Source organism: Mesorhizobium sp. WSM4935, from assembly GCF_029625735.1.
Taxonomy (GTDB): Bacteria; Pseudomonadota; Alphaproteobacteria; order Rhizobiales; family Rhizobiaceae; genus Mesorhizobium.
In genome coordinates this window covers 112891-137445 of the sequence record NZ_JARTVR010000011.1, presented here as the reverse complement: position 1 = coordinate 137445, position 24555 = coordinate 112891, and the positions used below count along the sequence as shown (strand labels likewise).

Genomic DNA, 24555 nt, shown 5'->3' with positions numbered 1-24555 from the left:
CAAGGTAGCTCAACCGCCGTCCGCACTCCCAGGAGAGAAAGCCATATGCTTCCCTTGGACATCCTCCGAAAGGAGTTTCCAGCCACAGCAAACGCCATCTACATGGATGTCGCGAACCAGGGCCTCATATCAAGCACAACATTGGCTTCAATCGAGCCTCATTTGAACAATCGGCTGCATGGCCTAAACGACGAAGAAAGAATGCTCGAACACGTCGAGCGTACTCGCGCTAGGTTCGCACAATTTATCAATTCAGATCACGATGAAATTGCAATTACCAAGAATGCATCGGAAGGCATCAACATCATCGCTAATGCGATCGATTGGAGAGATGGAGACAACGTCGTTCTATGCCCAAAATTGGAACACGCAAATAATATCTTGCCATGGATTCAGATCAGAGACCGCTACAATGTCGAGTTGCGAGTCGTAGAGCCGGATAACGGCTCAATTCCCCCTGATGCATTCGTAAAGGCGATTGATTCTCATACCCGCGTTGTTGCCTTGGCGACGGTGACGATGGTTCCGGGGTTTCGGACCGTCATGGAGCAGATATCCGAAGCCTGTAGGCACTACGGTGCATTTCTTTTGGCGGACGCGACGCAATCTGTTGGGATACTCCACACCGACGTCAATCGACTTGGCGTAGACGGTGTAGCAGTGTCCACTGTGAAGGGTTTGATGGGTCTTTATGGATCGGGTTTTTTATATTGCCGTAAAGAATGGGCCGATCGGCTGAGCCCGGCCTATCTTGCGCGCTTCAGCGTAGATTTCGGAAACGCGCCAGAATCAGCTCCGGTACCTAGTTTTGTAAAGTTGCGCTCTGGCGCGCCCCGCTTTGATATCGGGCATTACAACTTCCCTGGCATGTTGGCTGCATATGCATCAATGGGCCAGCTACTTGATATCGGAACCGAGGCGATCGACCAGAGCGTTACCTCACTCGCAAAACGTATGGCCACTGGTCTCTTAGATATCGGGCTTCCGGTCTGCGGCGGGCCACCAGGCGCTCACACTGGAAGTATCGTAGCCGTTGGCGATTCCAGCGATCTTGTTGAAGGGCGCCCAGTCGACGCCCGCATTCGGTCGCTTCACGAGCATTTCACGAAGAACGGGGTAATCGTCTCAATACGCAGAGGCATGCTCCGGTTTTCCCTGCATCTTTACAACACCGCCGATGAAGTCGATCGCGTAATCAATCTGGCCAAGAGCTGGTCGAAGTAAGAGCGACACGGCTAGTTCATGCACACAGGAGAGTACATGTCGACCCAGAGCGCCGAGACTATCGGACTTCTCCAAGATCTTATAAAGATCGAGAGCATCAATCCATCGCTGTCGCCAAAAGGTAGTGGAGAGCAAGGTGTAGCCAAGTTCCTCGAGGGTTTTTGCAAGGAGCGGAAGCTGGCTTACGGGATACAGGAGGTGGCCGATGGTCGCTCGAATTTCCTGACCTGGGTACCTGGGAAAGAACCCGATAGGCGTATTCTATTCATTGCTCATATGGATACCGTTCCTATCGATAGGTGGGAATCAGATCCATTCTCGGGTGAGCAACGGGACGGGCGAATATATGGGCGAGGTAGCTGCGACACAAAAGGCTCACTTGCAGCTATGTTGATTGCGCTTAGCTCACTTGGTGAACGGCAGCCCCGGGCCACGGTTGTTGTGGCAGCCAGCATTGACGAAGAGTACCGCAAACTTGGCGCCCGCGCTATAGCCGATTCCGGTGTCGCTTATGAGGGTGCGGTAGTCGGTGAACCCACCGAATTAGAGCTCGTTGTAGCTCACATGGGTTCTGTCCGCTGGCAAATCGAGGTTCAGGGTGTACCGGCTCATACGTCGAAGCCTCATCTCGGAGTGAACGCGATCACGGGCATGGCCAAGGTGGTATTGGCACTTGATGAGCACCATCGATCCCTTGTGTCTCGGGCGCAGCACCCATTGGTAGGGTCATCACAGCTGACCGTGAGCCTCATCGAAGGAGGTTTGGAACTTACCACTGTACCGCCGGTATGCCGTATCTGGGTCGATCGGCGTCTCATACCCGGGGAGCGGCCGCAGGACGCGTTGGCGGAGGTAGAAAGCATACTGGAAGGCCTTCGCCAGGGCGAAGACAAGATCAATGTTCGGTCATTGCTTCCCGCATTGGAAGACCCGCCTCCAATCAGTTCCGGGTCGAGCAAAATTGCAGCAGTCGCAGGAGCGGCTTGTGCCCACGTCGCGGGGACCGGAGAGCAGAAGGGAGCCACCGGCGGCTCGGATGCAAATCAGCTGTCATTGGCTGGGATCCCGTGTGTGATTATCGGACCCGGGCGTACTGCCCAAGCCCATACGAACAACGAGTTCGTTGAAATCGATCAACTGACCAAGGCTGCTGATTTGTACCAGAGAATCATGCTCACATATTAGGAGTGGCCGGCCTGATGGGGGTGCTCAAACCCCGTCCATTGGGCCGCGGACGCCCCGGATGCTGCATGAGCGTGGCGGCCGCAACGTCCCGATCTTCGCTGGTCTCGTCGGCGCTTCCCACGTAGATCTTGCCGCCCGTGCTTGAAATTCTGTTGCGACAGGCAGAGTGCGTCTTCACCATAGGGAGGGCATGATCTTCCACCGGAGACGCAGAGCCACCGAAAATTTGGCGCTCATATGCGGATAACGTACGGCAAGTGCCTAGGAAATGCAGATTTTCCGCGACAAGAAGAAATCCTCGGGGAAAACAGCCTCTTGTGACGTGATACGAAGAGAAAGTATGCGGACAGGACGAATGCCTGATCCGTTCGAGGAATGCCTGTTTTGAAGGACTCGACGAGATGAAATATGAGAAGCCATTTCCGCCCGAGGAGTTTCGGCGTCGTGTTCATGACGTGAAGCAGCGGATGGAGCGAGCGGGGCTGGACTTGCTGATCTGCCAGGATCCCGCGAATATGTATTGGCTTACCGGCTTTGACGGCTATTCGTTCTACGTGCCTCAGGTGGTCTTAGTGCATCTCCAGTCGGACATGCCCCTCTGGTTCGGACGTTTCGTCGATGTAAATTCCGCTTATATAACGACGGATCTGCCTAGAGAAAATATAAGCTCATTTTCCGATCATAGACTTCAACATCCAGAATTACATCCATTTGACGATCTTTGCGAGCTTATCAATTCGCGCGGCTGGGGATCTGATCGAATCGGTGTCGAGCTTAACGCCCACTTCTATACTGCCCGAGCACATCAACATCTCGTCAAAGGCCTTCCGAATGCAAAATTCTCTGATAGCCGCGAATTAGTCAATTGGGCACGGCTTATAAAATCTGACCTTGAACTAGTCTACATGAGAGAAGCGGGCCACCTTGCAACGCATACGATGCAGACGGCAATCGCTAACCTAAGGCCTGGAGTGCCGCAACATGAGGTCGTCGCGGAGGTGTACCGGGCCCAGACACGAGGGGTGGACGGTAAATATGGCGACTCTAGCGGTCCTCCTCTTATCCAGACTAGCGAACAAACGAACGCTCCGCACCTCAGTTGGACCGAGGAGCCCTTGCCGACCTCTGGCCTGGTTCTCATGGAGTTCGGCGCCACCCGACGCCGCTACTGTGCGCCGCTGTGCCGCACCGTCCACATCGGAAAGCCACCCGCAGAGGTCTCGCGTCTTGCTGAGGTTATAGTGGAAGGCGGGGATGCTGTGCTCGAGATGGCAAAGCCTGGTACCGTCGTTGAGGAGCTTAATGCGGTGTGGCAAGATATCCTCAAGCGGAACGGGTATATCAAGATAGGCCGCTCCGGCTATTCAATCGGACTCAACTTCCCGCCGGAATGGGGCGAACGCACGGTTAGTATTCGCGCGGGCGACAAGACCATCCTACAACCAGGAATGTGCTTCCATTTTCAGTCGGGGGTTAGGCTCGAAGGGTTCGGCGCCGCCATCTCTGAATCATTTATTGTAACCGAAAGGGGCGGTGAGCGATTGGCAGATGTTGATCGCCGCTTGATCGTCGTGGACTAGGTGATTTGGATGTGACCCAAATCGTTTTGCGATCTCACTGGGTCCGTTCGAAGCCGGTTGAAATTTGTTTCTGCGGCGAGCGGATGAACGGATCTAGCTTAAGGACGGCGCTGTCTGAGAGGTGCGGCATGCCCAACCTCTGGGACAGGAGAATCTCGCCTAGCACATGAGTTCTCTGCATCAGCGGAGATTAAGATCCGTAGGCCGAAATGAGCCACCTGTGACGCGAGCGCGGCGTGAACGTTGCCCCATTCTACAAATGCGCGGATGACGCAAGAGGACTTAGCTTTTGAGGAGCATTGAGGACGAGTTTACGCGCGCCTGAAGCGGGCTCTTGCCAACCCTGCGCGCCGGTGGGAACGCGAGTATGGTCCGCCCCGTCCGTGCAACACGTCGCGACATCAGCACACGTTGTTCCCGATAGATGGCTCGGCAGCGAAGCTCGCCTTTTGCCCGGGGCTCGCTTCATCCTTTTCTGCTGTTTCGTGCGACTTCACCACTTCACCAAGTGAATGTCTGGGTTATCGCGGGGACCTCAATTTCGGGACCCCAAGACCTCCTTCCGAATGAAGTCGTCCGCGATGCCATCGTGTCTGAAGCGGTCGCGGTCACCCTGCACAGTGCCGGACGAAAGTAGCCTTGCGGCGAGTTCCGTCTAAGATTCGAGGCGGTTGCGCCTGCGTCAGTGCGCCTGATCGGTGTCGGTCGAGAACTTAATGCCACGAGGCCAGATCGGGAACTCGGGATCGGGAGATCGGCGCTGGAACCAACTACTTTCCGCGCCGCCGGCGACCAGCGCGACCTTCGCTCGCGGTCGCTAAGCCTCCTGGCAAGTGAAGTTGTGAGCCGTGTCCAATTCTACGCGAATTGGCTGCTGTTTGCAGGAATGCAGCTAAAGGGGCATCAACTGCGCTGCCGATCGGCGCTGTGGCAGCAATAACCTAAAGGCATCAGCATACCATTGGAGTCTTAGATGAGGGGTACGTCAATCACGGCATTACGCAGGCTCAAACGGCCAGACCTTTTGCGTGGTGATGCGTATCTGAACGGCGCCTGGCTCTCCAAATCAGATACTCTTGCCGTGTTTGATCCTGCCAGCGGTGACGAGATCGCTCAAGTTGCGGCTTGCGCAGACGCCGACGTTGACGACGCGGTCCATTGCGCAAGAGCAGCGTTCCTCAAGTGGCGCGACATGCTTCCGTTACAGCGTGGTGCATATCTGCGGAAATGGGCGGCAGGCATGCGGGAGAGCGCCGAAGACCTGGCTGTCATCATAACGGCCGAGCAAGGAAAACCGATTGCTGAAGCCCGCGGCGAAGTTTCATACGCTGCCGGCTTTTTAGATTGGTTTGCAGGGGAAGGGGAGCGGGCTTACGGCGAAACGATTCCCAGCCATCTCCCCGCAAGCAGGCTGGCCGTGCATTTGCAGCCGATCGGGGTGACTGTCGCCATTACGCCATGGAACTTCCCAGCGGCAATGATCACCAGAAAGGCTGGAGCTGCACTGGCCGCTGGCTGCACAATGATTGTAAAGCCGGCACCCGAAACGCCACTGTCGGCCCTCGCGCTTGCCCGCCTTGCCGGGGATGCTGGCATTCCGCCCGGCGTGTTTCAGGTGATCACGGGCGAAGCTCCGCCACTTGCCAAACGGCTGTTGTTGCATACCCACGTGCGTGCGTTCTCTTTTACGGGCTCCACCGAGGTCGGCAGAATCCTTCTCGAGCAATCCGCGAAGACAGTGAAGAAAGTCTCGCTCGAACTTGGCGGCAATGCTCCTTTCATCCTTTTCGGCGATGCGCCGATCAACGCTGCGGTCGCCGGTTGCATGGCAGCCAAGTTCGCGACATCCGGTCAGGACTGTCTCGCGGCAAACCGGATTTATGTGCAGCGAGAGATTTACGAGCATTTTACGGAAAAATTTGCCGAGGCCACCAGTAAACTAAAGGTCGGGCACGGATTGGAGCCAGGTGTCGACATCGGTCCGATGACAAAGACGTCTGGTGCTGACAAATGCAGGCACCAGGTTTCTGAGGCTCTAGCAGCCGGGGCTCGAATGGTAGCAGGCGCACAGCACAATTCGCTTGGCGGGAACTTCGTCACGCCGGCCGTGCTTGCTAATGTGACCGATGACATGGTGATTGCGAAGGACGAAACGTTTGGACCTGTCGCTGCAATCCTGCCCTTCGACGACGAACGGGAGGTGGTCGCGCGAGCCAACAATTCCGAGATGGGACTTGCGGCCTACGTCTATACCCAAGATCTCAACCGAGCCATGCGGCTCTCCGACCGGCTCGAATATGGCATGGTTGCCGTGAATACTCCAAAATTTACGGGGCCGGGCATTCCGTTCGGCGGCTGGAAACAATCCGGCCTTGGTCGCGAGGGCTCAAGGCACGGTCTTATCGAATATCTCGAACCCAAATACCTCTGCATCGGCAACATCGCGGCCTGAAAGGAAGCATTCAATGACCATCAACATCAAAGAGATCACCGAAAAGGACCGCAACTCGGTCTTGCATCCTTTCACTCAGCTTAAAGATTTCGCCACTGGCAAGCTCGGCGACCCAACGATCGTGGTGACAGGGAAGGGGATCCGCATCCAGGACGCGCATGGCAACCAATTTATCGATGGCTTTGCCGGCCTATACTGCGTCAATGTCGGGTATGGCCGCACGGAAGTCGCCGATGCGATCTCGCGTCAGGCCTATCGCTTGGCGTATTACCACTCCTATGCGGCGCACACGACCGACGAGCTTGCGATCCTCTCCGATCGCCTTGTGAAGATGGCGCCGGGCAAGATGAGCAAGGTGTTCTATGGCATGTCCGGCTCGGATGCGAACGAGACCCAGGCCAAGCTTGTTTGGTACTACAACAACCTGCGTGGCAAGCCGACCAAAAAGAAGATCATCTCCCGTGAACGCGGCTATCACGGCTGCAGCGTCGTGTCGGGCTCGATGACGGGCATGAGCTTTTATCACGACCACATGGACCTGCCACTTCCGCAGATTGTTCACACGGGTGTTCCACATCATTACTGGGGCGCAACCCCGGGCGAAACCGAGCGCGAATTCTCCGCTCGCCGCGCCGCCGAGCTTGATCAGTTGATCGAGCGGCTCGGCCCGGACAACGTCGGCGCCTTCATTGGCGAGCCCGTCCTCGGCACAGGTGGTATCACGCCTCCGCCGGAAGGCTATTGGGAAGCGGTACAGACGGTCCTCAAAAAACATGATGTGCTGCTGATTGCCGATGAAGTGATCACAGGGTTCGGCCGCACCGGTTCCATGTTCGGCTCACAGCACTATGGCATCGAGCCAGACCTCATCACGATCGCTAAAGGTTTGACGTCGGCCTACTTCCCGCTTTCAGCGGCAATCGTCGGTGAGAAGGTGTATAAAGTCCTGGAGGATGGAGCCGACAAGGTCGGGGCATTCTCGCACGGCTACACCTACTCTGGTCATCCGATCGGCGCCGCCGCGGCCAACGCGGTCCTCGATATTGTCGAGAAAGAAGACCTCCCCGGCAATGCGCGTGACGTCGGCGCGTTTTTCCAGGCGCAGTTGCAGGAGAGGTTCGCGCAGTTGCCGATCGTCGGCGAAGTGCGGGGCGTCGGTCTTATGGGCGCAATCGAGTTCGTTGCCGATCGCGACAATCGGAAGCGTTTCGATCCGGCGCTCAAGGTAGGTGCGCGAATCTCGAAGGCCGCCCGTGACCGTGGTCTTATCGCTCGGGCCATGCCGCACGGGGACATTTTGGGCTTTGCTCCGCCGCTGGTTACAACCAAAGCTGAGGCGGAGGAGATTGTTGCAATCGCAGAAAGCGCCGTGCGCTCGGTTATGGATGAGCTTGTTCGCGAGAGTGAGAAAATCTGAATGAGTTGGGCCATCTTGTCGTAATCAAGGCGCAAACTCAAGCGACGGCCTGATCGGCTTGCGGGGCTGCCAGCTGAGCTGGTGCCGCGTTCCGCTCATTGAGTTTTCGGCGGAATTCAATGCAGACACTGCTCAGGAGGAACTGGTGGCCAATTCGACCGCACTCAATCCCTGGGAATGGCCTGAAAGCCATTGGCGGCGGCGCATCAACAAAGTCAGAGCGGGCAAGGCACTAAGACCAATGTGGCCCGGCGGTAAACGCTGTGCCTTCGCCATCTCGTTCGACGTCGATCATGAGTCGAACGAATTGCGCAGGGGAGGGCGATCGCTAAGCAGATTATCCTGGGGTCAGTACGGGAGCCGACGAGGGATGCCTCGGGCTTTGGAACTCTTGAGAAAGTACGACGTTCCGGCGAGTTTTTTCGTTCCCGCTGTGATCGCTCAGTTGTATCCAGACGAGCAACGCGCAGTTGTCGATGAAGGCCATGAAATTGGCATGCACGGCTGGATACACGAGCTAAACTCGGAACTGAGCGCAGAGAGCGAGCGCTCTTTAATGATGAGGAGTGCCGACACTCTTGAAAAAATCACTTCCAAACGCCCGACGGGAATTCGAACGCCTTCCTGGGATTTTTCCGACGCAACTCTACGGATCATACGTGAAACCGGATTGACATACGACTCATCCCTTATGGCCGATGATAGTTGCTATGAGCTGCTGGAAGACGAGGAACCCACGGGAGTGATTGAAATACCGGTCGAATGGATTCGAGACGATGCCACTTATCTTTGGATGAGTCCCGATGGGTCTTCACGGCCAGATTTATCAGTCGACGACGTGCTTTCTGTATTTATTCGGGAGTTCGAAGGGGCCTATCAAGATGCCGATTTATTTCAGCTGACTCTGCATCCACACGTCATTGGATATCGCTCACGGATCTGGATCGTAGAAGAATTAATTCGACGCGCCAAAGCAAAGGGTGACGTTTGGTTCGCCACACATCATCAGGTCGCCGAGCGTGCGTCCTCATGTCTCTGAAAACTCTCAGACAGGAACGCCGGTAGAGTGCGGTGTTCTTGGGGCGGCGCAAGCCGTCCTGCGCCTCGACCGTTGCGGCGGTCACCAATGGATTTGGAATGACGCGGATCATCCGCTGTCCGGTATTCGCTTTCAGAGCGGGTACAGTGGGAGTTCTTATCTTGGAGGAGGACTACAATCTTGATTGACACGACCTTTGCCGGAAAAACGGTGCTGATTACCGGCGGGTGGCGCGCTTGGCCCGGCCAGTGCCAAACTGCTGGCGGCGGGTGGAGCGGATTTGGTGTTGGCTGACCTGTCGCAAGAGGCTCTGGACCAAACTCTGGCCGCCTGTCCTGGTGCCCGTTGAGTTGTCTGCGACGTGACCGATCCGGCGATGCTGGAAGGGCTGGTCGACCTCGCCCGCGAGAGCTTTGGCCGGCCGGTTGAGGGCTTGGTCGCGGCCGCTGGCATTACGGTGCGATGAAGCGGCTGATAGACGTGAAGGGTACGAAGCCATGTTCAGCTTCAACGTCGGGGCCATTTGGCGAATCTGCAAGCTGCATCCCGCAGATGCGCGAGCTTGGCCGCGGATCGGTGGTGCTCTTCAGCTCGACTGCTGGTCTGCAGGCCTCGAAGGACGTGCCGATCTATTCGGTGACCAAGGCGGCGGTTGTGATGATGACTCGCACGCTGGCGCTGAACCACGCGGCAGAAATATCCGCGCAAACTGTGTCTGCCCCGGAACCATCGCCAGCCGTTGGCCGAGGCCGGCGTCGCCTTCGCCCGGGGAGAAGCGGCACAGGTCGAGCGCCGGACGAAGATCATCGCTGCGCATCCGATGGGCCGAATGGGGTTGCCGTCCGAGGTGGCGACAGCTGTCGGCTATCTGCTGGACGATGCGGCGGGCTTCACCATCGGCGCCGCGCTTACGGTCGACGGAGGCAGCCTTGCCTAAGCTCCGGTCAGAAACACTGTCGTCGTCACCGGCGCGGCGCGCGGGATCGGTGCCGCAACAGCGGCGTGGCTTGGCTCGGAAGAGGCGTGGGTGTTGCTAGTGGATGTTCTGGATAAAGTGCACGACACAGCTGCGGGCCTTGGCCAGACGGCGCTCGTCTGCGATCTGGCCATGCCCGACGCCGCAGGGCGGGTTCTGGCCGCCTTGGATGCCGCAAGGATCGAGACGCTCGACGTCCTCGTGAACAATGCCGGCATTGGCGGTTCGAAGTCGCTCGCCGATACTGACGATGCCTTTTGTTCCCGCTGATCGATATCAACTTGCGTGCAGTCATCAGCCTGACCCGCGAGTTGCGGCCGCGGATGCGCCAGCCGGGCGGGCGGATCATTAATGTCAGCTCGATCCTCGGGCTTACGGGCTATCCCGGAACGGTAGGCTATTCGGTGGCCAAGGCCGGGATCGCGTATCTCACGCTCCAGCAGGCCGGCGAGCAGGGCCTGTAGGGTATAACCGTGAATGCGGTGGCGCCCGGCGTGGTCCCCACCGACATGACTCGAGCGCTGCACGTACGCAGCTACCAACGCCTGATGGTCGCGCCAATCCGCTCGAGCGCGTCTCCTCGCCGGAGGAGCAGGCGGCGGTGATCGCCTTCCTGCTTCGGACGACGCGTTCTACGTCTCGGGCGCAGTGATCCCCGTCGACGGCGGCTCCCGCCTGTCACAGTAGAGAAGAATAGCGCAATTTAAGCCTATACACAGGATGGCCCTGCAATTCCCGGATGCAGACCGACTCTGCCGGTAACCGGTTCCGGTGGTCGATCCTGTTAGCGGCGCCATTACCCGGCGCACATTTGATCGCGGTGGTGGGCAAGTTGAATTTACCCTTCGCGCGCTTCCCAGCGATCAATATGGCAGTGTCGTACTGCTCGGTCATTGTCGCAACGGTCGCGTTCAGCGTCGGCGCGAACCACAGCGCCTTGGCCACACCAGGTTGTAGCAGACGGATCGCCTCAGTGACCCGCCGAAGAAGCTGAGGCCGTCAATCCAGTCGGGCAGCTTTTGAGTCAGAGTTGGCAAAGGCTGCTCGAACTGAACGACTGTTGAGGAAAGCCTTTGCAGGCGCGGCGGGCGCGAGCACCGCGGGGAGCCGCAAAAAGGCACGCGGAGAGCTCTGCTGAGGCTGCAGTCAACTCAGCGTCCTTGGGAGCATATTGAAGTAGTATTTGCCCATCTCTCCCTGTTATGGCGATTTGAGAAGCAAAAAGCCCGTTCAGCGTTTAGCTTGGAGAATGTGCCCACTGCACTGCTCGCCCGCGAATCACCGATATTATGCAGATTTAGGAGCTCGACGCCGATCTCCTGCATTTGTTGGCGAGGATTGCTGGAAGAGTACCCATTCAATGCACTAAAATCCTGGAGTGGTCTGATCCTCATATTGTAAGTGTAGGCTGGCCTGATGCGGCTGGTTCCAAGTCTTCACAAAGGTTCCAACTACGCCTCCTCCCAAGGCGCATCGGCCCGGCAGCGAGTTCAATCTCCTGCCGGGCGTTGTAACTATTTGCGCACATTGGCCGATTCGGACCTTCAACGGGTTGGGCGGCTGCTGGCTGTCGGAGCAATGTAAAACTGGCTCATAGGCAAGAGTTAGATTGATGAGCAGTCTTGCGGACCAAGTCGCCGATCCAAATTCGCCAGGAGCATTTGCGCCCCTCAGAAATCCGAGCTTTCGTTCAATCTGGTTCGCCACGCAGGTCAGCTCGCTCGGCTGGTTGATGCAGACTGTTGCCATCAGCTGGCTGATGGCTACGATTTCGACTTCCGATCTGATGGTCGCGCTGGTTCAGGCTTCTTCAAACCTGCCAGCGTTCATCTTATCCGTCTTCGCCGGGGCCTTGGCTGATAATTTCAGCCGGCGCCGGGTCATGTTCGCCGGCCGGTGCCTTATGGTATTGGCATCTGCGATGCTGACGGCTTTTGTGGTGCTGGGCTTTGTCGATCCGTGGATGATCCTCGGCTTCAGCTTCTTGATCGCATGCGGCGGCGCTCTCCACGATCCAGCCTGGCAGGCCTCGGTTGGCGATATGGTGAACCGACGCGACGTTCCCGCCGCCGTCACGCTCCTCTCCGTTGGCTTCAACACTGTTCGGACCGTAGGCCCGGCGCTCGGTGGCATAGTAGTTGCCTCTTTTGGGCTGATGACGGCTTTCGCCGTAACCAGTCTTACCTATCTGGTCCCTTTGGTAACCATATGGCGCTGCAAGTGGATGGTTCGCTCATCACCTCTCCCACGTGAGTCGATGAGGACGGCGATCTATGACGGGCTACGCTTCACGGCGATGTCGTCGGAGATTAAGACGGCGATCACTCGCGGAACCCTCTTTGGTCTGGCGAGCATCGCCATTCTCGCGCTGCTGCCGCTGGTTGTCCGCGACCAGCTGGGAGGCGGACCGCTCGCCTATGGCACGCTCATGGCCGGATTCGGGACAGGCGCCGTCTTCGCCGGCATCTCGAACAGCGTGTTCAGACGGAGCTTGTCACAAGAGCGGCTGATGACGCTCGCATGCGTCGCCTGCGCGGCATGCTCCCTTTCGCTTGCGCTGACTTCTTCGATTGCAGTGGCGGCAATTGCACTCGCCATGGGTGGCGCGGGCTGGGTCACCGCCTGGTCCGGGGTCGGCGTGACCGTGCAACTGGCAAGCCCGCGCTGGGTCGTGGGGCGCACCATCTCGATTTACTATGCATTGATCGATGGCGGCATCGCAGCGGGCAGTTGGGTGTGGGGCACGGTGGCCCAGAACCATTCACTGACCTTGGCACTGGAGGGCTCCGCTGGAGCCCTTCTGCTGGTCGCCGCCACGGGCCTCCTGTTTCCCCTTCGCGAGCGCCGCGAATCCGATCCAGATGCTTTGGAGGACTTCGACGCACCGGCAGTCGCCCTCAATCTCAAGCCAAGAAGCGGTCCCATCGTGGTCAAAGTCGAGTACCTAGTGCCCGAGGAAAATCGCGAAGCATTCCTGGAACTCATGCGGGCGCGCCGGCATGTGCACAGTCGCGTCGGCGCTCGTCATTGGACTCTCCAGCGCAACCTTCAGGAGCCTATGCAATGGATAGAGACATTCCGCACGCCGACCTGGACCGACTACCTTCGCCTGAACCATCGTCTCACGGAAGCAGACAAGGAATTGGGTAAACAAGTGCTGAAATTGCATGCAGGACAGCTTCCGCCTAAAATCATGCTTTTTATCGAGCGACCAACAAGCTCGGCCCTAAAGTCCGATGAATCAGCACGTTATTTTCTCCGACACTGACTCTTCGAGGTTAACCCCTTGTATCTGCACGCAGAGGACTTTGTGCGATGGAAGCGACTGAGCCTCGAACCGGATGGCCATCCGGTTCGAAGCAAGGCGAAGTCGCCCGACACCCCTCCGGCCACAACCGTGGGTGAGCCTGGGATCTTCGCCTTCGTCACGTACGACCGAATAGTCGCTTGGCTCCAATCGCACGCACAAGGCAGGTTACCGTGAACAAGACTATCTGTGGAGTGGATGTTTCGAAAGACTGGCTCGATACCCATGTCGTGCCGAGCGGAGCGGCGGGCCGCTTTCGCAACGATGCGGCAGGCATAGCCGAGCTTGCTGCCTGGTGTTAGGTCAATGGTGTCGAGCTCGTCGTCATGGAGGCCAGTGGCGGCTACGAACGGCTTCCCTTCCTGCTGTCGTGGGAGTTGGGAGTAGCCTGCGGCATGGCCAATGCGAGGAGCGTACGCTGATTCGCCGAGGCGATGGGCTTCCTGGAGAAGACCGACAGGATCGACGCCGCCGTCATCGCCCGCTATAGCGAGGTCAAACGGCTGCAGCCGACGCTGCCGCCGAGCGCGGCCCAGCAGCGGCTCAAGGCGCTGGTCGCCCGGCTTTCCCAGGTAACCGCCGATCTCACCGTCCAGAAGCAGCGCAAGAGCGCTGCCACTGATGCCGATACCATTGCCTGCGTATTCCGATGAAGCCGGCCACCGATTCCGATTTGAAGCCGGCCAGTCATTCCGATTTCATTCCGGCCAGCATTCCGATTTGAAGGCGGCCATTTTTCGGTCTGATCCTGGGTCTCGTTGATGTTTGGGTTGGGTTTTGTTTCAGGTCAAGCTGACGGATAAGCCCGAAAGCGGCACCATGCAAGAATACAATAGGTCCACCGGTTCCATTCTCGCAATACAAAGTCGCGACGGCCCCAATCAATATGCAATGTTCGGTGATCATTGTTTCCTCAGCAAAAGCGAGCCAGATCGGTCTGCATTATGCATATGGGAAGCGAGGCTTCTGGTATTTACTTCATAAGCGTAGCAGCGTCTACAGGCCTTTTGCGCCAATTGCCCCCTAGCCGAACGCAGGAATTCGGCGTAGGCGCCCCAGTTCTTCAACCGCGAATTTGCAGGAAATTCCTAAACAAGCGCGGTGACCGTCTAGTGCATCAAGTTACGCGCGGAGCATCCTCCCCAATGCCTGCATCTGCGGCCTTCTAATCCGATCAATGTGGTCGCAAGCGGGGTGCGACCCGAAGCGCGCAATCACCATCTCCGCCTTTGGCGCTATGTACAGGTTCTGGCCGTAAAGGCCCCGACCTTCAATAGCATCAAGCTCGTCGTGTGATACCCACCATTGGCTTCGGTATGTATAGCCGAATGGGAGGTCCGGCTTGGCGGGGTGGTCGAGATCTTGAAGGTCGTAGACAACACTCGCGGGAACCAGTTGCTTGCCATTACACGAGCCTTCACATCGCATCAGCTCGCCGAAACGCGCCAAGTCGCGCAACGTCACATTGAGTCCGCTATGCGCCCTCGGCATACCGTTTGTCGGGTCGATCTCGACATAGGCGTCTTCTTCGCAGCCCAGTGGCAACCATAAGCGCTCCTCCAACAGTTGTGCGAACGACCGGCCCGTTGCGCGCGACATAACCCAAGCCATAACATTGGTATCGACGCCTTTGTAGACAAATTTGCCGTGCGCCCCTTCCTTTCGTATGGTACGCAGGTATTCGCATCTATATGACTTGTCTACACTTGTGTAATCTTCAGTAAAAGCAACGTTAGTTTGCATGTCCATGACTTGGCGGAGCGTTGCATCTTCCCACCCTGTACCTCGTAATTCCGGCACAAACTGCGATATTGTCTTCCTGTCGTCGAGAATGCCCTCATGCACCAACGCCGCGGCTAGGGTGCCCGCATACGATTTGGTGATTGACTGACACGAATGTTGTACGTGCGGCGCGAGTGCGCCGAAGTATCGTTCGTATATGATCCGCCCCCGATGCAGGACCAAAATGCCGTCGGTGTAGGTGTCGAATAGCGCCTCCTCGAACCGGTTGGTGCGGTCGTCCATGTCGACGAACGTGAGCCCATCGATTTCGGTAGACCTGTTGCTGCACTCAAGCTGCGACGGTCCGCCCCGCCCTCGCCACACTTGGACTGTGGGCCGCAGCTCACGCATATGCGATAGCGACCAGCGAAGCTGAGGAAAGGTCCAAACAGTTTCATTCTCGAATGTTACACGCTTGTCTGGCGGCGGCGGCGCACCGCGCATCCAGCCAAATTCGCGAGGATCCGATGCACGGCCGTCCAGGTATTGCTGTCCGTCGAATTCGAGTACGCTCTCCGACGCGTTACCGACGGTTTGCCGTTGTTTGAATTCTGTCATACATGGGATCCAATTTCATGCCTAGGCGCCCCCGGCGCCAGCTGGCTATCGAGAGTTGCGACCCAACCTCGGGAGTTCGGACTGGACTAAATCACAACATGTTATGATCATAGCAGCGGCAGGCGCGCATTCTATGCGAAATGTCCTCGACAACGCAGCAAATCAGCGTTGTATTGCGGCCGGCGCATACTTGCGGCCCCGCTCTCGCGTGGCAAGTAGGACCTAACTTGCCGAACGCTTCCAGCTACAAGAGGCATGAGCCATCATGCGCAGTATGCCGAGTACATCTCGATTAAACCGGGTCCGAACGGGTTGACAATTGTAACGCGTCTCCGCTGTCCGAGCTACGATGAGTCAAAAATTCTCTGGTCTATCAACGATGTTGACCCAGAGGGATACGTGCGAACTCGCAAGGCAAGAAATCGCGAAATGGCATGGGCGACTCTGCATGTTGGCGACGCGATAGTGGATAACGCCGTCGCCTTCGTAGGTGGGCTCGGCTTGAGTCGTCGCATGCGACGTCTCGAAGCAACCGCCCTGGTCAATAGCGACGTCGACCAGCTCCGAGCCCTTCTTCATGCCGGACATCATTTCGCGGGTGACGAGCTTTGGCGCGGCAGCACCGGCGATCAGCACGGCCCCGACCACGATGTCGGCAGAGAAGCATTCTTCCTCGAGCGCCCCGACGGTTGAGTAGCGGGTGCGCACACGGCCGGCGAAGAGGTCGTCGAGATTAGGGAGGTCGAGATTAGGGAGGTCGAGATTAGGGAGAGAGAGGGGCTTGGACCGCAGTTCCCACGTGACCAGAGTCAGCCCTGCAAGGTGTAATTCAACGCGCCAGTCCAGTTTAGATCCTTCCAAACAAGACGTCTTGTGGCGATGCAATCTGCAGCCTTCGGAGTCCAGCGAGTTGGCGAGTTCGCCGACCTCTCTGAGGCCAGGGTATCCGTGCTTTGTGAAATCGCCAGAGCGATCCGGCGAAAGCCAAGGGTAGTTCGCAGGAAACCTGCATCATCGAACTCGATTTCGCTGAATGCCAACAATGCAGAGCGATAAGGTGTCGTTCGTTAAATGACGGACCGGGATGGGTCCAATCAGCAGGGAGCAATGGCGCACCGCTAAGACACTCCTCTCGGTGGCGACGAAGGTAGCTTTCAAGAAAATAAGAACGAGAAAAAAGGGAACTATAGATGAACAATCATGTAACGACGGTCGTAGTTGCAGTCTCCATGGCGGTTGCGTCGATGTCTTTGTCAGCCAAGGCTTGCGCCGGCGAAGTCCTTGATCGTGTGCTCGCGGCACAGACATTGACGGTAGCGGTCGGGTCCGACTGGGGAGCCTTGTCTCACTTGAACGACCAACATGAACTCGACGGTGATGATGTAGAGGTCGCGAAGGGCATTGCGGACTACTTGGGCGTGAAGATCAAATTCGTGACCCCGGGCTGGGATATCATTCAGGCAGGCCAGTGGGGGGGGCGTTGGGACATGGCCATGGGTCAAATGACGCCGACCAACGATCGCGCCAAAAAATTCGCCTTCCCGGCCATGTACTTCTACGAAGGCGAAGTCGCTGTCGTTCACAAGGATAGCAAAGCGACGAAGCCTTCCGACCTGGAGGGCAAGATCGTCGGCGTCCGAGCGGGAACTCTTGGCGATTTGTATGCCAATCACAAGCTCACACCGGCATGGATCGGCGCTAAGCCAATACAATATCAATTTACAGCGGGCCAAGTGAAGGCTTATCCAAGTGCTAACTCTCTTACGCTTGACGACCTGCGCCTCGGCGATGGTGTTCGTCTCGATGGCGTCATTACTGAAGGAACGACGGCGGCTGCGGCAATCAAATCTGGCTATCCATTGAAGGTTATTGGCGATCCCTTATTCTACGCCCCGGGCGCTGTCACAATCGAGCGTGGCGATAAGGAGTTTATCGACAAGGTCGCTGCCGCGGTCAAGAAGATGAAGGATGACGGCACTCTTGCTAAACTCTCGGTCAAGTGGTTCGGGGGGGATTTCAGCGTCGATAAATAACATGACACAATCGTGGGCGTCCCCTTCCCGGGGGCGCCTCTTCTTAGGAAGAAAATGCTTATGCTTTACCACGATACAGTTGAATCTGAGGTGCTCGTCCACAAGCCATGGTTTATCGGCTGCATATTTGCAATTGTGCTCGCGGTTTTTCTTATCTTCAACGTAGCGGGCACCACGATGGGCGAACTCCTACGGCCCGTGATTGGCGATCACGCACAAGTGAAGTTTTACAGTCGCATTGCGATCGCTTTTGTAATTGCCGCAATGTTCTGCCTCAACCTCGTGCTGATTGGTTTTGTCCCGCTCAAAATCCAAATCGGGATCGTATGGTTTGAGTTGGTGCTACTGTTCCTTTCGCTCTTCGCGGCATTTGACTTAAGCATGCCATTTATTTGGGCAAACCTGCCATTTCTAATTACGCAGGGGGTAGTTACTACAGTTTACGTATCAGCGATGTCACTGCTATTTGCGTCGGCTATCGCAATAATCGGCGCGATTGCGAAACTGTCAAGCAACGGCATGGCTTACGCGATAGTCAGCTTCTACACTTCATGCTTCCGGGGTCTGCCGCTTCTCATGCAGGTTTATCTGATCTACATGGGCTTGCCCCAGGTAGGTTACGTTATTAATGCCGTGCCTGCAGGCGTGTTGGCGCTTTCGCTATGCAGTGGTGCCTACATGACGGAGATCTTCCGTTCGGGCATAGCCAGCATCGATCGCGGCCAGTGGGAGGCATCCCGGTCATTAGGTTTCGGCTTTGCGCTCACAATGCGCAGAATCATTCTGCCGCAAGCGCTTCCGGTTATCATTCCCCCGATGGGAAACACGTTCATCTCAATGCTCAAAGACAGCTCTCTCGTTTCGGTTCTTGGCGTTTGGGAGCTGACGTATCTAGCTCACTCACTCGGCCAGCCAACCTTCCATACTATGGAGATGCTAGTAACAGCGGCAATGATTTATTGGATTTTATCCGCCTGCCTGGAACTGGTCCAATCCCGGATCGAGGACCATTTTGCCAGAAGTAAGAAGCGATGATCGTGAATTCATTGGTCAAGCTAAAAAAGACGTCTAAGTTGGTTCGGCCATTTTCAAGGCACTTACAGATGCGCCAATGAACAAGAGAGATGCAATATTGAGCGACGAAGTCATCGAAGCTAAGAATGTATCCAAATGGTATGGTGCCTTCAGAGCACTAACTGACATCAACCTAACCGTCCGCAAGGGCGAACGTATCGTCATCTGTGGGCCCTCAGGCTCGGGAAAGTCGACGCTGATCCGTTGCGTCAATCGGCTCGAAGCGCACCAGGATGGCGAGATTACCGTCACTGGGATTAGGTTACATAACAAAATGCGCAACGTAGCTGAAGTTCGCAAAAGCGTCGGCATGGTTTTTCAGCACTTTAATCTTTTCCCGCACATGACCGTGCTGATGAACTGTATGGCGGCGCCGATGTGGATAAAGGGCGTTCCAGAGGGTGAGGCTAGAAAGATCGCGCTTAAATTCCTAGAGCGCGTGCGCATTCCCGAACAGGCGAACAAATATCCGGCTCAGCTCTCCGGGGGACAGCAGCAGCGCGTCGCAATTGCCCGGTCCCTCTGTATGGAGCCTGCAGTCATGCTCTTCGATGAGCCGACCTCCTCGCTCGATCCAGAGATGGTCGCTGAAGTGCTCGAGACTGTGACCGGACTCGCACGCGACGGCATGACCATGGTATGCGTCACCCACGAGATGGGCTTTGCGCGCGCCGTGGCCGATCGAGTAATCTTCATGGATCGAGGTGAGATCGTCGAAGAGGGTACACCGCACGACTTCTTCAGAAACCCGCAGCACGAAAGAACGAAATTGTTTCTCAGCCAGATCTTGTCGCATTGAGGGAGCCATCCTTCAACGAGGCCGTTCGACCGAGTTACTGTGTATCGAATGCGTTGCCTCAGGCCAGCGAGACAACATGTGCGGATATTGTATTCGTACGTATTGGCTGACATACATCAGAGCGTTCTCGGCAAGCGCCTCGTTCCCGGAAGCGCGAGAGTAGGATCCCGCTGAGCTTGTGCGCAGCCCACCGTGCCAGTTCGCGTCCAGGCGCGCTGAGGATTGGCTCGCCACACATGATCAGGTTGCAAGAGTGCGGCCTCAACCCTCTGCCCGCAACCGACCACAATCTGCAGACGTCGTCCTCTGGCAGATTCCCGACCATCTTTGGGTGAACCAAACGGATCAACACATGTTAAAGAACATAACCTTCGACCGCCACAGCTCCGACAAGCTTAAGAGTGAGGTCACGATCGACATTGATAAATGGGGGGTTCCTCATATCAAGGCTCAGAACTTGCACGACCTATTTTTCGCGCAGGGTTGGAATGCAGCTCGAGACCGCCTCTGGCAAATTGATATTGCGCGCAAACGAGGTCTCGGTCTCCTGTCACGAGACTTTGGCCCCGGATATTTGGAGCAGGATCGGGCGGCGCGTCTCTTTTTATTTCGCGGAGCCATGAGTGCAGAATGGCAGGCGTACGGCCCGGATTCCGAAGAGATATGCTCAGCGTTTGCCGAGGGGATCAATTCCTACGTAGACAGTTGCCATGACGGTTTGATTGCCTTGCCACCCGAGTTTGGCCTCCTCGGTCACACTCCCGACTATTGGAAACCCGAAGACGTCGTTCGCGTGCGAACGCACTCACTAACCCGAAATGCGATTTCGGAGCTTCTGCGCTGCAGGGTGATGGCATTGGCAGGTGTGGAACGAGGTACCCGCCTCGACAGGTTGAGACAAGAATTGTCACCTCCGATAGCGCCACGACCAGCGGAGGGCCTTGACCTCGCCTTTATGACAGATCGAGTACTGCAGGATTTTCGCTTGGCAATCTGTCCCGTCTCATTCTCGAGGGAAAGACTTGCAGCAAGTCTTCAGGAAGCTGACCGTTGGACCCGCGTAACACCGAGTGATGAGATCATGCAGACGGTGTTCCAAGAGGGCTCAAACAACTGGGCCATATCCGCAACAAAAACCACAACGGAGCGACCAATCCTTGCTCTAGACCCGCATCGCAAGCACGTCCTTCCGTCCATCAGGTATCTTGTACACCTGAGTATGCCCGGGCTCGATGTAATTGGCGCTGGAGAGCCTATGATCCCAGGAATCTCCATGGGTCACAACGGGACAGCCGCCTTTGGTCTGACTATTTTCGGCGCTGACCAAGAAGATATTTATGTTTACGAAACCAAGAGTGAGGGAAATAAATACTTATATAAAGGGGCCTGGGAGCAGGTGAAGACTATACACGAGAAAATTCCAGTTCGCGCCCACACCGACCAGGAGGTAAAGCTTCAGTTCACACGCCATGGACCCATTTTAAACCAAAATGCTGAAAAAGACCGCGCCTTCGCACTGAGAACCGTATGGATGGATCCCGGCATGGCACCTTACATGGCCAGCTTGGCCGTAATGCGCTCTAAGACATTTTCAGAATACACCTCCAGTCTAGCAAACTGGGGTTGTCCTTCAGTTAATCACATCTATGCGGACACGTCGAATGTAATTGCGTGGAAACCGTCAGGTGCGGCTCCGGTCCGAAGAAATTGGGACGGCCTGCTTCCGGTTCCAGGAGACGGTCGGTTCGAATGGGAAGGGTATTTGTCACCGGACGATGGGCCGTTCGAGATGAACCCCGCCAAAGGTTTTGTCGCCACTGCCAACGCAATGAATGTTCCGGAGGAATGGAGTAGATCGCATCCTGCTTTTGGCTACGAGTGGTCTGACAGCAGCAGACATGATACCCTTCATACAACTCTCTCACGATCAGAGAAGATCTCGTTGCGGGACTGCATGTCGCTGCAATGTTCGGTGTATTCGCCGATAGCAGTTCGTATTCTTGCGAAACTAGACACTCTTCTCGGTTCGGTTGCAAACATGCCTGCGTTGCACTTATTTTCTAACTGGGACCGGCATTTGGATGCGAGTTCGCCAGCCGCCGCGTTCTTTGAGATTTGGCTTAGCAAACACCTTGGCCCGACAGTAGCTCGCTTAGAAAGCGCTGACGATGAAGTGTTGGCACTGCTCGTGCCTTTACAGCCTTCGGCCATAGCCTCTTGGCTCGAACAGGCAGAGCCTAGTGAAAAGTTGAAGCATTCCATAATGGAATCCCTAACTTCTGCCTGGAGTGAATGCATATGTCGATTTGGCGACGATTCTGCCTCATGGGCATGGGGCAGTATACATAAGCTTGATTTGCGCCACCCTCTGCAGGCACTGACGTCTGAACAATGGTCGTTGGGCGCCATAGCCCTCGGCGGAAGTAGCTCAACGCTCAATTTTTCGAGTTACCGAAGCGGCCAATTCTCTGTTTCAGAAGGACCGTCAGTGCGGATAATCATGGACGTTGGGTCATGGGATGACAGTCTCTTTATTAACAATCCAGGTCAGTCGGGTGTTCCGATCTCAAGTCATTATCGTGACCTCAATCACGATTGGCAACGGGGCGAATACAAGCCCTTGTTATATTCAGAGGAGTCCATACGGAGGGAGCTCGAACATAGGGTCGTCCTGTCTCCCGCTGACTGTTGAGGATGCGACAGTATAGGCCGCTTACCATTGTAGCAGGAACATATCGGTCGAACTCACCTGGCGGCAAGGTGAGGATCGACACTTTAGCGCCCGCCGGCCGACTTTGATATTGACAGCGGAACGCCCGGCCGGAATCTGGATGCGCTTGTGGGGCAATGATCCCGCTGGTGTGCGGCGACCACCCCTGATCGTCACGAGCAGGGCCGTCGCGGCCTCCAATAATGTTGCAGGAGACTTAGAAGCGGGATGTCCCGCATTGGCAATTGCTCTGCCTTGGGGCCATAGGGAAGAGGGGTAAGGTGCTGGCCCGACCACCGGAGAGCGCGTCTGTTACTACAAGGCTCGATCGCGGCCGCATCACGGCCCTCGGCGGCTGCCGATAACGCGCGCTTCGGGCGCTACCAGTACGCATTGGCGATAATCGCATCTGCTGTAGGAGAGCACTTGATTCGAGACTGACAGTGCGACGGTCAACAGGGTTCGCTATCATTGTCGAGCCGAGTTCAAGAATGGACACATACCTCAGGGAGGACCTTTCAGGGGGCAGACCATTGTCTGTCTCCTCATCCGAGAAACAAGCTAACCTCGCAGAGAGTGGCATCAGGGCAACACGTCATTGTCCTTCGATGCGACTGAATATCGACGACTTCAACGCGGCTTGCCGCCTTCGCGTATAGCCGCAGGACCTTGAATGCCGGGAACCAGCCGAGAAATGTTGGCGGTGGGTGAGCGCCTTTCATTTTTCAAGTCCGCTACATTCTGTCTGTCATATACCCGAAGGCGGCGATGCTTGTTGCCCGCCCGATGTGGTTAGCAGTTGACGTGCCTTCTTATGTATCTTCATTCAGCCTGCGGTGGCACGCTGGCCGTTTCGTTGAATGGCGGGGGAAAAAAGGCGTTGATGACTCAGGCTTGCGTGGAGCACTCGTGGGGCGCTCGATTGACAATGTTATTCGTGGAGAATGCTTTCCTTTGTGGAGGAGGATGATTCTCTCGTCCAGTTCCTTGTCGGCCTCGGTAAGGCGATGATTCAGGCGAAGGTAGTCGGTCCAGGTCGGCGTACGGAATGTCTCCGTCCATAGCACAGGCTCCTGAAGGTTGCGCTGGAGAGTCCAGTGCCGAGCACCAACGCGACTCTGTACATGCCGGCACCCGCGCATGGCGAGGAATTCTTCTAGATTTTCCACGAGTATGAGGTACTCGACTTTGACCACGATGGGGCCGCTTCTCGGCTTGAGACTGAGGGCGACTGCCGGCGCGTCGAATTCCTCCAAAGGGTCGGGCTCGGCCTCGCGACCCTCGCGAAGGGGAAACAGGACGCCGCTCGCAATGGAAGAGGCAGTGCCAGAAAAAGGGAGCACGCCGCACAGGCGACGCATGCCAGCGTCATTAGTTGCTCTTCTGACAAGCTCCGTCTTAATAGGCTGTTGGCGACGCCAGCCATGACGGCGCCTGTGCCGAAGCCGGCGATGATGGTGCCATAGGCGAGCGGTCCTTCGCCCAGCTGATCGCGGACAACCAATGGCAGCAGTGCGAGTATGGCGATGCCCGACAGGCCAAAGAAGGTTCCGCGGGCGATCGCCGTCTTGATTTCCGATGACATCGCTGTGAAGCGCAGCCTGTCATAGATGGCCGTCCTCATTGACTCACGTGGGAGAAGTGAGGAGCGAACCTTCCATTTGCATCGCCATATGGTGACCAAAGGGATCATATAGGTGAGTGTAAACATAGCGAAAGCCGTCATAAGTCCGAACGACGCAATCATGATGCCGCGAGCGCCGGTCCCACGGTCCGTGCAGTGTTGAAGCCAATGGAGAGGAGGGTGACGGCAGCGGGAACTTCGCGTCGGTCCACAATATCGCCAACAGAAGCCTGCCAGGCGGTATCGTTGAGCGCGGCACCACTTGCGATCAAGAAGCTGAAGCCGAAGATCATCCACGGGGCGATAAAGCCCAGCACCACTGAAGCCGTAGCATCGCGGATGCTATTACCATTAGGCATCGGCCGGCGAACATGACTCTTCGACGGCTGAAGTTGTCGGCGAGAACCCCTAGCGAAAATGGACAAAATGAAAGCGGGCAGGTTAGACGAAGCCTGCTCGAGCGCAACCATCAGATCGGAGGTCGGAACCGTTGCCATTAGCCAGCTGATAGCAACGGTCTGCATCAGCCAGCCAAGGGAAGAGACTTGAGAGGCTAAACCAGATTGAGCGAAATGTCGTATTCCTGAGCGGCGCAAACGTCTTCGGCGAAACTACATCCGCATCTGCGCCCGCCGCTTTGCTCATTGCTCCGACCGATTCGGTTCCGCCAAGCTTAACCACTTCGCGCGACACGATCCTCTTACACGTCGGATGCGCCAAATGCAGTCTTTGTATTAGTGTCATCTGGTAGCGAGATGCGGAGGTGGCGGCGGAGAGCCGTCGCTGGTGTCGCAG

At 56.6% G+C, this 24555-nt stretch carries 16 protein-coding genes and 5 pseudogenes; 16 read left to right on the top strand and 5 right to left on the bottom strand.

The annotated features are described in order from the left end of the window. Window positions 1–45 precede the first annotated feature (45 nt). The 10 genes and pseudogenes from P9273_RS23040 to P9273_RS23000 all read left to right on the top strand — a co-directional run bounded on the left by P9273_RS23040 (window position 46) and on the right by P9273_RS23000 (window position 10337). On the top strand, window positions 46–1224 hold the full coding sequence (locus tag P9273_RS23040) for an aminotransferase class V-fold PLP-dependent enzyme (RefSeq protein ID WP_063169329.1): 1179 nt from the start codon (window positions 46–48) through the stop codon (window positions 1222–1224). A 36-nt stretch (window positions 1225–1260) separates the two neighbouring features. Beyond that, a complete protein-coding gene (locus tag P9273_RS23035; protein WP_063169328.1) occupies window positions 1261–2409 on the top strand; it encodes a M20 family metallopeptidase in 1149 nt (382 codons plus the stop codon). A 401-nt stretch (window positions 2410–2810) separates the two neighbouring features. Beyond that, complete coding sequence (locus P9273_RS23030; protein ID WP_063169327.1) at window positions 2811–3989, top strand: M24 family metallopeptidase; 1179 nt, start codon at window positions 2811–2813, stop codon at window positions 3987–3989. A gap of 973 nt (window positions 3990–4962) precedes the next feature. Next, window positions 4963–6441, top strand: a complete 1479-nt coding sequence (locus P9273_RS23025) for an NAD-dependent succinate-semialdehyde dehydrogenase (protein WP_063169326.1) — start codon at window positions 4963–4965, stop codon at window positions 6439–6441. Between the two features lie 13 nt (window positions 6442–6454). Then, on the top strand, window positions 6455–7858 hold the full coding sequence (locus P9273_RS23020; RefSeq protein WP_063169325.1) for an aspartate aminotransferase family protein: 1404 nt from the start codon (window positions 6455–6457) through the stop codon (window positions 7856–7858). A 145-nt stretch (window positions 7859–8003) separates the two neighbouring features. After that, on the top strand, window positions 8004–8897 hold the full coding sequence (locus P9273_RS23015; RefSeq protein WP_224570030.1) for a polysaccharide deacetylase family protein: 894 nt from the start codon (window positions 8004–8006) through the stop codon (window positions 8895–8897). A gap of 462 nt (window positions 8898–9359) precedes the next feature. Next, a pseudogene (locus P9273_RS32430) lies at window positions 9360–9605 on the top strand (SDR family NAD(P)-dependent oxidoreductase); the annotation flags it as partial. 31 nt (window positions 9606–9636) lie between these two features. Further along, window positions 9637–9834, top strand: a complete 198-nt coding sequence (locus P9273_RS23010; protein ID WP_063169323.1) for an SDR family oxidoreductase — start codon at window positions 9637–9639, stop codon at window positions 9832–9834. Window positions 9835–9861: 27 nt separating this feature from the next. Then, window positions 9862–10143 (top strand): annotated as a pseudogene (locus P9273_RS23005) (SDR family NAD(P)-dependent oxidoreductase); the annotation flags it as partial. Continuing rightward, window positions 10131–10337, top strand: coding sequence for an SDR family oxidoreductase (locus P9273_RS23000; RefSeq protein WP_199489648.1), 207 nt, complete (start codon window positions 10131–10133; stop codon window positions 10335–10337). The pseudogene P9273_RS23005 and the gene P9273_RS23000, both read left to right, overlap by 13 nt. Window positions 10338–10551: 214 nt before the next feature. On the opposite strand, the gene P9273_RS32425 is transcribed toward P9273_RS23000, so the two are convergent. Further along, entirely contained in the window at window positions 10552–10818 is a 267-nt protein-coding gene (locus P9273_RS32425; protein ID WP_063169322.1) for a hypothetical protein, read from the bottom strand. 667 nt (window positions 10819–11485) lie between these two features. On the opposite strand from P9273_RS32425, the gene P9273_RS22990 reads away from it, so the two are divergent. Next, window positions 11486–13141 (top strand): MFS transporter, encoded by a 1656-nt coding sequence (locus tag P9273_RS22990; protein ID WP_063169321.1) that lies wholly within the window; start codon window positions 11486–11488, stop codon window positions 13139–13141. Between the two features lie 212 nt (window positions 13142–13353). After that, window positions 13354–13818 (top strand): annotated as a pseudogene (locus P9273_RS22985) (IS110 family transposase); the annotation flags it as partial. 484 nt (window positions 13819–14302) lie between these two features. Here P9273_RS22985 and P9273_RS22980 read toward each other — a convergent pair. Both P9273_RS22980 and P9273_RS22975 read right to left on the bottom strand, forming a co-directional pair. After that, on the bottom strand, window positions 14303–15520 hold the full coding sequence (locus P9273_RS22980) for a serine hydrolase domain-containing protein (protein ID WP_063169320.1): 1218 nt from the start codon (window positions 15518–15520) through the stop codon (window positions 14303–14305). Between the two features lie 447 nt (window positions 15521–15967). Beyond that, window positions 15968–16261, bottom strand: a pseudogene (locus P9273_RS22975) (alanine dehydrogenase); the annotation flags it as partial. 449 nt (window positions 16262–16710) lie between these two features. Between P9273_RS22975 and P9273_RS22970 the strand changes: the two are divergent. The 4 genes from P9273_RS22970 (at window position 16711) to P9273_RS22955 (ending at window position 22118) form a co-directional block, all read left to right on the top strand. Next, the gene (locus tag P9273_RS22970) at window positions 16711–17553 is read left to right on the top strand and encodes a transporter substrate-binding domain-containing protein (RefSeq protein WP_063169318.1); all 843 of its coding nucleotides are present in this window, start codon (window positions 16711–16713) and stop codon (window positions 17551–17553) included. 60 nt (window positions 17554–17613) lie between these two features. Further along, window positions 17614–18588: an amino acid ABC transporter permease gene (locus P9273_RS22965; RefSeq protein WP_063170377.1), complete on the top strand. Its 975-nt coding sequence runs from the start codon at window positions 17614–17616 to the stop codon at window positions 18586–18588. A gap of 76 nt (window positions 18589–18664) precedes the next feature. After that, window positions 18665–19426 carry an amino acid ABC transporter ATP-binding protein gene (locus P9273_RS22960; protein ID WP_164548528.1) on the top strand — a complete coding sequence of 254 codons (762 nt, stop codon included), beginning with the start codon at window positions 18665–18667 and terminating at the stop codon, window positions 19424–19426. Window positions 19427–19778: 352 nt separating this feature from the next. Then, on the top strand, window positions 19779–22118 hold the full coding sequence (locus P9273_RS22955; protein WP_063170375.1) for a penicillin acylase family protein: 2340 nt from the start codon (window positions 19779–19781) through the stop codon (window positions 22116–22118). Window positions 22119–22948: 830 nt separating this feature from the next. Here P9273_RS22955 and P9273_RS32420 read toward each other — a convergent pair. After that, window positions 22949–23392 (bottom strand): MFS transporter, encoded by a 444-nt coding sequence (locus P9273_RS32420; protein WP_224570031.1) that lies wholly within the window; start codon window positions 23390–23392, stop codon window positions 22949–22951. Next, window positions 23293–24284, bottom strand: a pseudogene (locus P9273_RS22950) (MFS transporter). The gene P9273_RS32420 and the pseudogene P9273_RS22950 overlap by 100 nt, the downstream one beginning before the upstream one ends. Window positions 24285–24555 lie beyond the last annotated feature (271 nt).

What these genes read in the sequence shown, in the direction of transcription:
- P9273_RS23040 (WP_063169329.1), top strand. Translation starts at nt 46, where the DNA reads ATGCTTCCCTTGGACATCCTCCGAAAGGAGTTTCCAGCCACAGCAAAC.
- P9273_RS23035 (WP_063169328.1), top strand. Translation starts at nt 1,261, where the DNA reads ATGTCGACCCAGAGCGCCGAGACTATCGGACTTCTCCAAGATCTTATA.
- P9273_RS23030 (WP_063169327.1), top strand. Translation starts at nt 2,811, where the DNA reads ATGAAATATGAGAAGCCATTTCCGCCCGAGGAGTTTCGGCGTCGTGTT.
- P9273_RS23025 (WP_063169326.1), top strand. Translation starts at nt 4,963, where the DNA reads ATGAGGGGTACGTCAATCACGGCATTACGCAGGCTCAAACGGCCAGAC.
- P9273_RS23020 (WP_063169325.1), top strand. Translation starts at nt 6,455, where the DNA reads ATGACCATCAACATCAAAGAGATCACCGAAAAGGACCGCAACTCGGTC.
- P9273_RS22990 (WP_063169321.1), top strand. Translation starts at nt 11,486, where the DNA reads ATGAGCAGTCTTGCGGACCAAGTCGCCGATCCAAATTCGCCAGGAGCA.
- P9273_RS22980 (WP_063169320.1), bottom strand. Translation starts at nt 15,520, where the DNA reads ATGACAGAATTCAAACAACGGCAAACCGTCGGTAACGCGTCGGAGAGC.
- P9273_RS22970 (WP_063169318.1), top strand. Translation starts at nt 16,711, where the DNA reads ATGAACAATCATGTAACGACGGTCGTAGTTGCAGTCTCCATGGCGGTT.
- P9273_RS22965 (WP_063170377.1), top strand. Translation starts at nt 17,614, where the DNA reads ATGCTTTACCACGATACAGTTGAATCTGAGGTGCTCGTCCACAAGCCA.
- P9273_RS22960 (WP_164548528.1), top strand. Translation starts at nt 18,665, where the DNA reads ATGAACAAGAGAGATGCAATATTGAGCGACGAAGTCATCGAAGCTAAG.
- P9273_RS22955 (WP_063170375.1), top strand. Translation starts at nt 19,779, where the DNA reads ATGTTAAAGAACATAACCTTCGACCGCCACAGCTCCGACAAGCTTAAG.